Source organism: Ralstonia sp. NFACC01 (genome assembly GCF_900115545.1).
GTDB lineage: Bacteria > Pseudomonadota > Gammaproteobacteria > Burkholderiales > Burkholderiaceae > Ralstonia > Ralstonia mojiangensis.
This window is the reverse complement of record NZ_FOWV01000007.1, coordinates 1-11,467: the sequence shown is the minus strand read 5'-3', so window position 1 is coordinate 11,467 and position 11,467 is coordinate 1. Positions and strand designations below refer to the sequence as shown.

At 65.6% G+C, this 11,467-nt stretch carries 9 protein-coding genes; 4 read left to right on the top strand and 5 right to left on the bottom strand.

The genetic code is table 11. The annotated features are described in order from the left end of the window. Positions 1–98: 98 nt before the first annotated feature. Both BM136_RS18280 and BM136_RS18275 read left to right on the top strand, forming a co-directional pair. Positions 99–533: a PaaI family thioesterase gene (locus BM136_RS18280; RefSeq protein ID WP_092973837.1), complete on the top strand. Its 435-nt coding sequence runs from the start codon at positions 99–101 to the stop codon at positions 531–533. 23 nt (positions 534–556) lie between these two features. Beyond that, the gene (locus BM136_RS18275; RefSeq protein ID WP_092973834.1) at positions 557–1,156 is read left to right on the top strand and encodes a hydrolase; all 600 of its coding nucleotides are present in this window, start codon (positions 557–559) and stop codon (positions 1,154–1,156) included. 4 nt (positions 1,157–1,160) lie between these two features. Here BM136_RS18275 and BM136_RS18270 read toward each other — a convergent pair whose 3' ends face one another. After that, positions 1,161–2,000 carry a helix-turn-helix transcriptional regulator gene (locus BM136_RS18270; protein WP_092973831.1) on the bottom strand — a complete coding sequence of 280 codons (840 nt, stop codon included), beginning with the start codon at positions 1,998–2,000 and terminating at the stop codon, positions 1,161–1,163. Between the two features lie 125 nt (positions 2,001–2,125). On the opposite strand from BM136_RS18270, the gene BM136_RS18265 reads away from it, so the two are divergent. Together BM136_RS18265 and BM136_RS18260 are read left to right on the top strand one after the other, a co-directional pair. Further along, positions 2,126–3,592, top strand: coding sequence for an MFS transporter (locus tag BM136_RS18265; RefSeq protein ID WP_092973828.1), 1,467 nt, complete (start codon positions 2,126–2,128; stop codon positions 3,590–3,592). 130 nt (positions 3,593–3,722) lie between these two features. After that, positions 3,723–4,502: an aquaporin gene (locus BM136_RS18260; RefSeq protein WP_092973825.1), complete on the top strand. Its 780-nt coding sequence runs from the start codon at positions 3,723–3,725 to the stop codon at positions 4,500–4,502. Positions 4,503–4,512: 10 nt separating this feature from the next. Here BM136_RS18260 and BM136_RS18255 read toward each other — a convergent pair whose 3' ends face one another. The 4 genes from BM136_RS18255 to BM136_RS18240 all read right to left on the bottom strand — a co-directional run bounded on the left by BM136_RS18255 (position 4,513) and on the right by BM136_RS18240 (position 11,326). Then, complete coding sequence (locus BM136_RS18255) at positions 4,513–5,160, bottom strand: response regulator (protein ID WP_092973822.1); 648 nt, start codon at positions 5,158–5,160, stop codon at positions 4,513–4,515. Positions 5,161–5,412: 252 nt separating this feature from the next. After that, the gene (locus BM136_RS18250; RefSeq protein ID WP_092974467.1) at positions 5,413–6,627 is read right to left on the bottom strand and encodes an EAL domain-containing response regulator; all 1,215 of its coding nucleotides are present in this window, start codon (positions 6,625–6,627) and stop codon (positions 5,413–5,415) included. Positions 6,628–7,570: 943 nt separating this feature from the next. After that, entirely contained in the window at positions 7,571–8,377 is an 807-nt protein-coding gene (locus BM136_RS18245; protein WP_092973819.1) for a MetQ/NlpA family ABC transporter substrate-binding protein, read from the bottom strand. A gap of 132 nt (positions 8,378–8,509) precedes the next feature. Continuing rightward, positions 8,510–11,326: a sensor histidine kinase gene (locus tag BM136_RS18240; protein ID WP_092973815.1), complete on the bottom strand. Its 2,817-nt coding sequence runs from the start codon at positions 11,324–11,326 to the stop codon at positions 8,510–8,512. Positions 11,327–11,467: the final 141 nt, after the last annotated feature.

Sequence of the window (11,467 nt, the reverse complement as noted above, 5' to 3'; positions counted from 1 at the left end):
CGTTGTTGCGTCGTCCAATGCAACGCATTGCAGCCCTGGCAATCGGGCTCGCGGTAGAGTGTCGAGTCACCTCATCTCAACTCCGCCAGACTCCTCCCATGCATCCGTCCCAAATGACCGGCCTGCAACTGCTGCAGGCCATGGCGCACGGCGATCTGCCGCGCGCATCGATCAGCGAAACGATCCCGATGACGATGGACGCCATCGAGGCGGGCACCGTCCACTTCGGTGCCCGGGCCGACAAACGCCACCTCAATCCGCTGGGCGGCGTGCATGGCGGCTTTGCGGCGACGGTGCTCGACTCCGTGACGGGCTGCGCCGTGCATTCGATGCTCGAAGCCGGCGTCGGCTACGGCACGGTCGATTTGAACGTGAAGATGGTGAAGGCAGTGCCGGTGGATACGCCGCTGGTGGCTGTTGGACGCGTGCTGCATGTCTCGCGCACGATCAGCGTGTCGGAGGGCACGCTCAAAACGCAGGACGGCACATTGCTGGCGCATGCCACGGCAACGTGTGTCATCCGCCGTCCGTAACACCGATTCATCTGGAGCAACTGATGTCCGAACCGCTGCAAACCCTGTCCGCCTTGTCTGCGAAAACCACCGCGCTTGTGCTGATCGACCTGCAACGCGGCATCCTGCCGTTTGCCCAGGGGCCGCACTCGGCCGAGCAGGTATTGGGGGCGGCTGCCCAACTCGCCAAGCGCTTTCGCGAGCTGGGTGCGCCCGTGGTGCTGGTGCGCGTGGGGTGGGCGCCGGATTACGCCGATGCGCCGCGCCAGCCCGTCGACCGCCCCGCGCCCACACAGCCGGGCGGCCTGCCGCCGCAATGGTGGGAACAACCCGCCGAGCTGGAAGTAGCGCCTACCGACATCCAGATCACCAAGCGCCAGTGGGGCGCGTTCTACGGTACCGAACTCGATCTGCAATTGCGCCGTCGCGGCATCACCACCATCGTGCTGGGCGGCATCTCGACGCATGTAGGCGTGGAATCGACCGCGCGTGCGGCGTGGGAGCACGGCTACGCGCTGGTGCTGGCCGAAGATGCGATGAGTTCGACCGACGCGGCCATGCATCGCTCATCGGTGGAGAACGTGTTCCCGCGATTGGGCCGCGTGCGCGATACCGGCGCTATCCTCGCGGCGCTGACGGCCTGAACGTTCAGGCGCCGTCCTCGACCGGCACGTATAGCACCATGCGCAGGCGCGGGTCTTCCATCACCGGCAGGCCGATGTAGTCGTAACGGACGACCTTGCCGGCGGGCGTGCGAATCAGCTTGTGCTCCGCGCGCTGGGCGCGCACCTCGTGCTGCCGCCACCAGGTATCGAACTCGCGGCTGCTCGTGCGCAGCCGGTCGACCAACGCGACGAGCACCGGGTCATCTGCGTGCGGGTCGTACACCGCGCGAAACTTCGCCAGCATGCGCCGCGCCTCGTTCTCCCACTCGACAAAACGCTCTCGTGCATTCCCGTACAGGAACATGTACACCAGCGAGTTGCGGTCTTCCGGCGGCATCGTGCCGAAATCCATGAAGAGCTGCGAGGTCGCCTCGTTCCAGCACAGCAGCTCGGTGCGGTAGCTGCGCACGTGGGCGGGCAAGACCATGCCGGCGACTGCCCGACGCAAGACATCGGGCACCGCTTCAGCCGCCGAACGACCGGTCGCCGCCGCCCCGGTGAGGACCGATTCCGCACGCGCCAGGCCGCGCATGTGCGCCCGTTCGTCCGAAGACAGCTTCAACGCACGCCCGATCGCCTCGATGGTCGCCACGGAAGGCCGCACGTCGCGCCCCTGCTCGATGCGCACATACCAGTCGATGCTGATGTTGGCGAGCTGTGCGACTTCTTCCCGGCGCAGGCCGGCGGTGCGGCGGCGCCCACTGCCCTCCGGCAGCCCTACGTCCTGCGGGCGCAGGTGGCTGCGGCGGCTGCGCAGGAACTCGCCCAGCTCGTTGCGGGGCGTGGCAGGGAAGGGAGCAAGGTCGGCAGTGAAATCGTCCATGAGGAGCATTACACACGACAGCGTGTGAAGGTGGGAGGGACAACCCAATCCTAGGTTAATCCTAGCTCTGCATCGAATCGGCTCGCACACCTACGCTGCGTTCATCCCTCTTTACGGAGCCGATCGTGACTCACATTTCCTCTGCTTCTTCAGTATCGGAACCTCGCCGCTGGCTCGCCTTCGGTGTGATGGTGACGGCGCAATTCATGTTCATCGTCGACGCGTTCATTGCGAATGTGGCGATCCCGAGCATCCGCACAAGCCTGCACGCCACGCCCGCGCAACTGGAGGCGGTGCTGGCGGTGTACCAGCTTGGCTACGCAATTCTGCTCATCACGGGTGGCCGCCTGGGTGATCTGTTCGGGCGCCGGCGCGTGTTCCTGCTGGGCCTGGTCGCGTTTACCGCCACCTCGGCCGGTTGCGGGCTGGCGGGCAGCGCGGCGGCGCTCATTGCATGGCGTTTCGCGCAGGGCTTGTCGGCCGCGATGATGGTGCCGCAAGTGCTGGCGAGCGTGCAGGCGCTCTTTGCCGGCGCCGAGCGTGACCGCGCGCTATCGATCTTCGGTCTGGTGATGGGCACCGGCGGCGCGGCCGGGCTCCTGGTGGGCGGCGCACTAACCAGCGCGGACATCGCCGGGCTCGGCTGGCGCGCGGCCTTCCTGATCAACGTGCCGGTCGGGCTGACGGCCGCGCTGCTGGGCTGGCGCTGGATTCCGCACCCGAGCGCCAACGCAGCGAAGGTGCATCTTGATACCGCCGGCGTGGTGTGGATGGCTGTGAGCGTGGCGGCTGTGCTGGTGCCGCTGCTGTTCGGTCGCGAACTGCACTGGCCGGTGTGGACCCTGGCACTGCTTGTTGTGGGCGTGCTCGGCATGGCCACGTTCCAGCAGCTTGAGGCCCGTGTCGACCGCGTCGGCGGTACGCCGCTGCTGCCGCCCACCTTGCTGCAACATCGCGCCTTCATGACCGGCCTAACGGCGTCTGCGCTGCACTACATCGGGATGATGGCGTTCTTCCTGGTGCTGACGCTGTATCTCCAGAACGGGCGGCAGCTTTCTGCGGTGCGCATGGGCGTCGCCATCCTGCCGCTGGCCATGACCTTTTTGATCACGTCGCGGGTGGCAAATGCCTTGGTGCGGCGCTATGGCGTTCGCGCCCTGCTGGCAGGCCTCGGCCTGATGGCGCTGGGCCTGCTGGCACTGCTGTCGGGTTTCGGTACGGAGTGGGCGCACCCCGCCACGCCAAGCATGGTGCGCATCGGCATTGCCGTGGCGCTGTACGGGGCAGGGCAAGGCCTGGTCGTCGTCCCGTTGATCGGCCTGGTGCTGACGGGCGTAGCACGTACGCAAGCGGGCGCAGCAGCAGGGCTGCTGATTACCGCACAGCAACTGGCAGGCGCACTGGGCGTTGCCTGCATCGGCGGGCTGTATTTCACCTTTGCCGCTGCCGGTGGCGCCAACGGCATGGCGCACGGCACGATGGCAGGGTGCGTCGCCATGCTGGCAGCGCTCGGTGCAGCGGCCGTCGGCTTCGCGCGGCTGGGTGCACAACAGCGCCAACTGGCCGCAGCCGGCGCGGCAAGCCCGGCCTGAGCCACACCGCACCATCCCGCCATTCGATACTCGGGCGCGCGACACAAGCGCGCCCGTGTGCATTGATCGGCCCCGACGGAGGTTCCAAACTCCCGCGCGATGCGCTTGGCATCGTTCCTCTTCTTTTCTCATGGCCACTGTGTCACACCTTCGCGCCGCGGCTTCGGCCACGTCCGCTGCACCATCCCTGGCGCGCCGCATCGTCGCGGAGGGGCTCGGTACGGCCCTGCTGATTGCGGTGGTGATCGGCACTGGCATCCACGCAAGCCGTCTCTCCGGCGGCGATGCCACGTGGACGCTGCTGGCGCAATCGCTGGCCGGTGGCGCCGGCCTGCTGGCGCTGCTGACGGTGTTTGCGCCGGTGTCGGGTGCGCACCTGAACCCGGCGGTCACGCTGTCGGCATTGCTGCGGGGCAGTCTGCGTGGGCATGAAGCGCTGGCCTATCTGGCTGCACAGGCCGTGGGCGCCACGCTGGGTGTGGCCGCTACGCACGTCATGTTCGGCATGGCGGCGTGGGCGCCGGGCACGCATGCCGCCACGGGCCCCGCACTGTGGTGGAGCGAAGCTCTGGCAACGTTCGGGCTGATCGGCGTGGGCATCGCATGCGGGCGTCATGCGCCGAAGCAATTGCCGCTGGTGGTAGCTGCTTATATCGCGGCGGGGTACTGGTTCACGTCGTCGTCATCGCTGGCCAACCCGGCGTTGGCCTTTGCCTGCGCACTGACCAACGGCCCCTCCGGCATCCGCCCCGGCGACGTCCCGGGCTACATGCTGGCGCAACTCGCCGGCGCGCTGCTGGCAACGCCGTGGTTCAGTTGGCTGATGGGTGTGGAAGCCGCACCCGCGCAGGCATCCAACGCCCCTATCGCACCGGCACAAGCCGTGCCGATGCACCACCAGGCGAGCTGAGGGTGGGCGCTCAGCGGAGCGCCGTCAGCCCGCGGGCGCGGGCGTACTGAAAGAGATCGATCTCGCGCGCCAGGCCCAGCTTGCGCAGCGCCACGGCCTTTTGCGTGCTGACCGTCTTCACGCTCGAACCGAGCATGAGCGCTATGTCGGACACGGCGGTGCCGCCGGCATACAGGCGCAGGACTTCGCGCTCGCGCGCGCTCAGTCGCTCGCAGACATTTCGTTCATTGGAACCGAGGCCCGTCTCTTCCAGGATGCGCGGGCTGTCATACCGCACGCCGCGTGCGGCCGCCATGACAGCGTGCCCGACATGAACGAAGTCATCGTTCTTGCTGACGATGCCAGCCACACCAACCTGCCGCATGGCGCGCAAGAGGGCCGGGTTACGGACCATCGTACAGACGACGATAGCGCGCTTCTGATGCTGCTTGCGCAAGCGCGCCAGCAACTGCATGCCATCGAAGGCAGGTTCGCCACCCAGGTTGTAGTCGGTCACGATGACGTTGCAGTCGATTTGCGTAAGCACGTGCATCAGCTCGCGCCCGTCGTGTGCCTGTGCCACGACCTGCTGCTGTGGAAACTGCGCAATGGCGGCCGCCAGCCCCATAAGAATCACCGGATGATCGTCTGCCATCACGATCGAGAGGACAGAGCACATGCGCACGCCGTCAGGTCAGGTGCGTCGCCAGCGACGAGGTGTCCAGCGTGGCGAGCAGCAGGGTGGAAGAGATCGGAGCCGTCATGGGAGTCAGAAGCGCCGCTGAAAGGAGCCGGTACCTTACTCACCAGATATGCCGCGCGGGATCAGACTTTTCTGACTTTGGCTCCGCGTAACCTTTCGGGGCAGAAGCTGCTTCTATCTGGGTTGAGAAAAACTGAATGGCCCAGCGGCATTCGCGCTTATTCGTGCTTACGCTGCCGCCTGCACGTGCGCAAGAAACGCGGTGACAGACAGCGGGGCCGCCCACAGATAGCCTTGCCCGGTCGCACAGCCCAGCGCGCGCAACGTCTGGCGCTGCGTTTCGGTTTCCACGCCTTCGGCAATGCACTCGAGATGCAGCGTGCGCGCCAGTTCGATCATCGTGCGGCAGATCACGCCGCGCTGGCTGGTCTGGTCCACCGCGGCGGTAAACGGGCGATCGATCTTCAGGATGGTGAAGGGTAGGTCGGCGAGCAGCTTGAGCGTGGCAATGCCCACACCAAAATCATCGATGGCCAGGGGATGGCCCAGCAAGCGCAGGCGGTTGAGTGCGATGGTGAGCTGCGTGGCATCGTGCACCGGCGAATCTTCCGTCAACTCGATGGCGATGGCCGCCGGCGCAATGCGGGCCTCGCGCACGATGGCTTCGATGCGCTCGATGGTGCCGGCCCGGCTCAGCGTCTGCGCAGACGCATTCACACCGATCGAAACGGGATACGCATGCGCGGCCAGCGCGTGCTGCACGCGCACGCAATGCTCCAGCACATGGAAGAACAGGCCATCAGCCAACCCGAGCGCCTCCAGGCGCGGCACGAACGCCGCGGGCGACACTCGCCCATGCACCGGATGCATCCAGCGGCAGAGCGCCTCGGCGCCAGCAATCTGGTTGGTGGCCAGATCGTGCTGGGGTTGGAATACGACCTCGATCTGTTCAGGCGTTTCCTGAATGAGCGCGACAAGTTCGTCGTCGGAAAACTGAGGCAAGCCAGCGGCTGCAGCCGGTGCCCCGTCCCGCTCCCGCTCGGCGGCCTCTTCCAGCAGCGGCAACACGTGCGCTGGGCGCAGCGGCTTTTGCACGCCGTGCGTGCGCGTCAAACCGATCGCGTCGGCCAGGCTGACGTGCGACTCGACAATCGGCGCATCCAGCGCGCTGACCCACGCCCACACGGGCGCCTGTCGCGGAAAGACGCGGCCGCCGCGCAAGTGCATCTGCTCCATCAGCTCGGGGCCGTTCATGCCGGGCATGTCGATGTCGCACAGCACGAGATCGACGTGGCAGAGCTGGAGGAGGTAGAGCGCCTCGCGGCCGTCGCAGGCGGTCAGGATCTGCTGCACGCCCAGCGTATGGAGCAGTTGCCGGGCGGCCGCCCGTTGCACGGGATGGTCGTCCACCACCAGCACGGCGAGTTGCGCGAAACCTTCCATCGGCCAGTCCTTGTTGTTGTCGGTATTGGGGCGAGGCGCATCCCGTTTGCGCTGAGTGACGCCACCGTCAGCCGCCATTGAAGCACCGGCCGGGGGCCTTGTCAGGTGGAGTCAGCGTGCGGCGCCGGAAAAAACAAAGCCCGCGCAGCTTTTCAACTGCGCGGGCCTTGAGAGATTCCCCCAACCTTTTGAGCTTCCGACGCCGGTGTCGACAGCGTCGGGATGGAAGAAATCGTGCCCGAAAAAAATGAAGCCCGCAACAGGGGCGGGCTCAAAAGGGGGGGAGTGCTCTCTAAAGAGAGAGCAAGGTGAAGTTTAGTGGAGGGGATGCAGTCAGACTGTCCGGGGTTGGCCGAAAGGCTTGTAGGACAAAAACTGACGATATTTCGCGATGTTAGCGACACAAAGCGGCGGGTTGCGCGCACATTCACAGCGTTAACGTGATTCAAACAACGCTTTGACTCTTTTCCGCCGACATGCGTGTCGGTGTTCGAAGGGTGGCTCGAAGCGCACGCTTGAATAATTTGCGCTCGTTGCTATGAGGCAACGCCGCAGCGGAAAACACGCAGAAAAATTGAGAATTCAGGGTAGCCGGAACTGGCCGAGATGCAAGGCGGCCGGAAGAACAACAAAAGCCGCGCGCCAAAGAAAAAAGCCCGAGCACCAGGTGCTCGGGCCACAATCCACCAAGGAGGGTGGAGGAGACAGTTCCTACTATAGCGAATCGTTTGTTGCGTTGCAATAACGTAGAACTACTTAATGTAACGAGAGGCTACAAGCGTTGCCAAGGCGCCACGGGTGACGAAAACGATTGCACTTGTCACACGATGACGCAGCGCAGCAAAACAATGTGGTGCGCTCAAAAGCTAGTCTGGCTACCGGCACGCCATGCTTCACTCTCGGGCCCAACCAAGAAAGTAACCGCTGACTTAGCCCCCGCTGCTTAAAACGCCGGCAGGATCGCGCCCTTGAACTGCGTGTCGATGAACTTGCGCACGTCTTCCGATTGGTAGGCGCGCACCAGCGTCTTCACCCACGGCTGGTTCTTGTCTTTTTCGCGCACGGCAATCAGGTTGGCGTACGGCCCCTGGCGATCTTCCAGTGCGATGGCGTCCTTGGCCGGCGTCAGGCCGTTCTTGACCGCGTAGTCGGTGTTGATGGAGGCGGCGTCCAGATCATCCAGCGAGCGCGGCAGTTGCGCCGAGTCCAGCTCGATCAGCTTGATCTTCTTCGGGTTCTCCACCACGTCACGCGGTGTCGCATTGTTGCCGTTCGTGCCGGCGCCCGCCTTGAGCTTGATCACGCCCGCCTTCTGCAGCAAAAGCAGCGCACGGTTGCCATTGGACGGATCGTTCTGGATACCGACCTTGGCGCCTTCCTTGAGCTGCGCCAGCGACTTGATCTTCTTCGAGTAGAAGCCCATCGGCGCCACGTAGGTCAGGCCTACGTTGACGATCTTGTAATGGCGCGCCTGGATCTGGCTGTCGAGGAAGGGCTGGTGCTGGAAGCCGTTGGCGTCCAGGTCGCCCGAATCGAGGGCGGGGTTGGGCTGGGCGTAGTCGTTGAACTCGATGACCTTGACGTCGAGGCCGTCCTTCTTGGCGACCTTCTGCACGACTTCCCAGATTTGTGCGTCGGGGCCGCTCATGGTGCCAAGCTTGATCTGCTTGGTGTCGGCGCTGGCGGCAGTGGCAACGGCAAAGGCGATGGCCGGTACGGCCACGCGCGCAAGGCGGGAGAACAGAGACATGGAGAAACCTCGTGGATCTTGTCGTGAATGAAATCGCCCGCGGGTAGCGGGCGGTGTGACGCAATCGTGTCACGCATGCGCTCACGACAGAACGACTTTTTCGGCATGTCCATATGCCCAACAACGGTGCAGCTAGGCGATGGGCTCGCCGTCTTCCATGGGCGGGGGCTCGGCGGCGGGCAGGGCGACGACGAAGCACGCGCCGCCATCGGCCGGCGCCTCCACCCGGATACGGCCGTGATGCGCGCTCACGATGCCCTCACACACGGCCAGACCCAGGCCGACGCCGGTGGTGGCCGACTCCTTCTCACCGCGCGTGAACTTCTCGAAGATGGTCTGCACTGAGCCCGCAGGCACGCCGGGGCCGTGGTCGCGCACACGCAGGCACAGTTCATCGCCGCGCGCGTCGTCGTGGATGATCTCGCCGGAGATGCGCACCTCGGTGCCGGCCGGCGCAAACTTGCCCGCGTTCTCCAGCAGGTTCGACAGCACGCGCTCCACCAACGGCCCATCGCAGCGGATGAGCGGCAGGGCCACGAGGTTATCCACCACCACACGATGATCGGGCAGCGGATTCGCCTGCAGCGCCGCGCCAACAAGCTCTTCCATCGATTGCCACTCCAGCCGCAGCTTGACGTCCTGGTTCTGCAGGCGCGCCATGTCGAGCAGGTTGGTGACCATCGTGCGCATGCGCTGCGCCTGCTGGCCGATGGCGGTGGCAGCCTCGGCCTGCAGCGCGGGCAGGGGCGGCTGCGCACGCAGCAGCGTCTCGGCCATCCCCACCAGGCCGGTGAGCGGTGTGCGCAAATCGTGCGACACGGCGGCCAGCAGTGAATTGCGCAGCCGCTCCGATTCCATGCGAACCAAGGCGTCACGGGCGACTTCCACGTAATGCACGCGCTCAATGGCAATGGCGATGAGCGTGGCGCAGGCATCGATCTGGCGCCGGTTGTCAGGCTGCGCGAGCACGTGGAAGGTTTCGGGCTCCACGGCCAGCACACCGCGAATGGCCATCGGCGCTTTCAGCGGCAGATACAGCACCGAGCCCGACGGCAGCGTGTGCGTACCTGTGCCGGCAGGCTGGCCGTGCTGGTACGTCCAATCGGCCAGCACGCGATCGAGGTTCGGCATGCCGGATGGTGCATCGGTGCTGCCCTCCGGCTTGGCGACCTGTGGCGCACCAAGCCGCCCATCAAGCCCGACGAAGAAGAACGCGCAGCGCCCGCCAAAGGTCGCGTTGACGAAGCGCCCGCCGATGCTGACGATCTGGTCCAGCGTGAGCGCGGCGGACAACTCCCGCGCGGCCTCATACAGCGCATGCGCCGACGCCTCGCGCTGCACCGCCACCTCGGCCTGTTCACGCAGGCCGGCCGTCAACTGGCCCACCAGCATGCCGACCGCCAGCATCACCGCAAAGGTCAGCAGGTACTGCACGTCGCTCACGGCAAAGGAATAACGTGGCGGCACGAAAAAGAAATCGAACAGCGCCACCGACAGCACCGACGCCAGCGCGGCCGGCCCCCGGCCATGGCGCATCGCCACCGCCACCACGGCGGCTAGGAACAGCATGACGATGTTGGCCAGATCGAACACCGGCCGCACGAGGCTGGAGAGCGCCGTCGCAATCCCAACGTACACGCACGCGGCCACGTAAGCCGGCTTGAACCAACCGGCCTGCGCATCGGCCGCGCGCTGGGCTTCGCTGCGCACATCAGCACGGCCGACCTCTGCTGCGCGCGGCGTGAGCTGGATATGGGCCGGGTCCGCCGCGGCGCGAATCACGTCAACCTCAGGACAATGCCGCGCCAGCGCCTCGGCAAAGTCGCCGCTGGGCAACCGACGCTCCAGCCCGATCGCCAGCCGCAGCGCAACCACGATGGCCCGCGCCGATCGCCAGCGCTTCTCCGGCGGCCGACCGATCACGGCCTTGGTGATGTTGTGGCGGCGGATATAACCGGTGATGGCCTCGACGGCATTGGTGCCGGCCAGCGTTTCCACGCGCGCACCGGCGTCTTCGGCCAGCTTGAGCAGGGCGTGCAGGCGTTCGGCGCGCGCATCGGCCGCACGCAGATGCGGCATCACCACGGCCACGGCATGCCAGTCGCATTCCAGCTGCGCGGCCAGGCGCGCAGCGCTGCGGATCACCTGTTCGCCATCGCCCTGCGGGTCCAGGCAGGCGACGACGGTTTCGCGCGTGCGCCAGACGTTTTCAATGCGGCGCGCGCGGCGGTAGGCCTGCACGTCGTCGTCCACGCGGTCGGCGGTGCGGCGCAGGGCGAGTTCGCGCAGGGCGATGAGGTTGCCCTTGCGGAAGAAATTGCGCGCCGCATGCTGCGCCTGCTCGGGCATGTAGACCTTGCCCTCGGCCAGTCGGCGCAGCAGTTCATCGGCGGGCAGGTCGACGAGGATGACTTCGTTTGCGGCATCGAACACCGCATCGGGCACGGTTTCCCACACGCGGATACCGGTGATGCTGCCCACCGCCTCGTTCAGGCTGTCGAGATGCTGGACGTTGACGGTGGTCCAGACGTCGATGCCGGCGGCAAGCAGGTCTTCAATGTCCTGCCAGCGTTTTGGGTGGCGCGACCCCGCCACGTTCGAGTGCGCAAGTTCGTCGACAAGGATGAGCGCGGGCTTTCGCGCCAGCGCAGCATCGAGGTCGAACTCGGGCAGCGTGCGGCCCTTGTATTCGATCTGGCGGGTGGGGAGGTGTTCGAGGTCGGCGACCAGCGCGGCGGTTTCGGCGCGGCCGTGAGTTTCGACCAGGCCAATGATGGCGTCGATGCCCGTTGCGCGGGCGGCCTTTGCTGCTGCCAGCATCGCGTAGGTCTTGCCTACGCCGGCCGAGGCGCCGAAGTAGATGCGGAGTTTGCCGCGGGCGGACTGCTCTTGGCCGGATTGGAGTTCGGCTAGGAGTTGGTCGGGGTTCGGGCGCTGGTCGGCTGGCATGGTTTGTATTTTGGGTGCTTTTTGTTCTTGTGGTGCATCCCTTGTTTCATCCCCTGCCGGGGCTGACTCACTTTCTTTGTCTTGCCAAAGAAAGTAAGCAAAGAAAGGCGCGCCCGAGATGGCGAAAGATTCCTTGAATTT

Excerpts from the sequence above, each read along its gene's own strand:
- BM136_RS18260 (WP_092973825.1), top strand. The coding sequence starts at position 3,723 with ATGGCCACTGTGTCACACCTTCGCGCCGCGGCTTCGGCCACGTCCGCT.
- BM136_RS18280 (WP_092973837.1), top strand. The coding sequence starts at position 99 with ATGCATCCGTCCCAAATGACCGGCCTGCAACTGCTGCAGGCCATGGCG.
- BM136_RS18245 (WP_092973819.1), bottom strand. The coding sequence starts at position 8,377 with ATGTCTCTGTTCTCCCGCCTTGCGCGCGTGGCCGTACCGGCCATCGCC.
- BM136_RS18270 (WP_092973831.1), bottom strand. The coding sequence starts at position 2,000 with ATGGACGATTTCACTGCCGACCTTGCTCCCTTCCCTGCCACGCCCCGC.
- BM136_RS18275 (WP_092973834.1), top strand. The coding sequence starts at position 557 with ATGTCCGAACCGCTGCAAACCCTGTCCGCCTTGTCTGCGAAAACCACC.
- BM136_RS18255 (WP_092973822.1), bottom strand. The coding sequence starts at position 5,160 with ATGTGCTCTGTCCTCTCGATCGTGATGGCAGACGATCATCCGGTGATT.
- BM136_RS18240 (WP_092973815.1), bottom strand. The coding sequence starts at position 11,326 with ATGCCAGCCGACCAGCGCCCGAACCCCGACCAACTCCTAGCCGAACTC.
- BM136_RS18250 (WP_092974467.1), bottom strand. The coding sequence starts at position 6,627 with ATGGAAGGTTTCGCGCAACTCGCCGTGCTGGTGGTGGACGACCATCCC.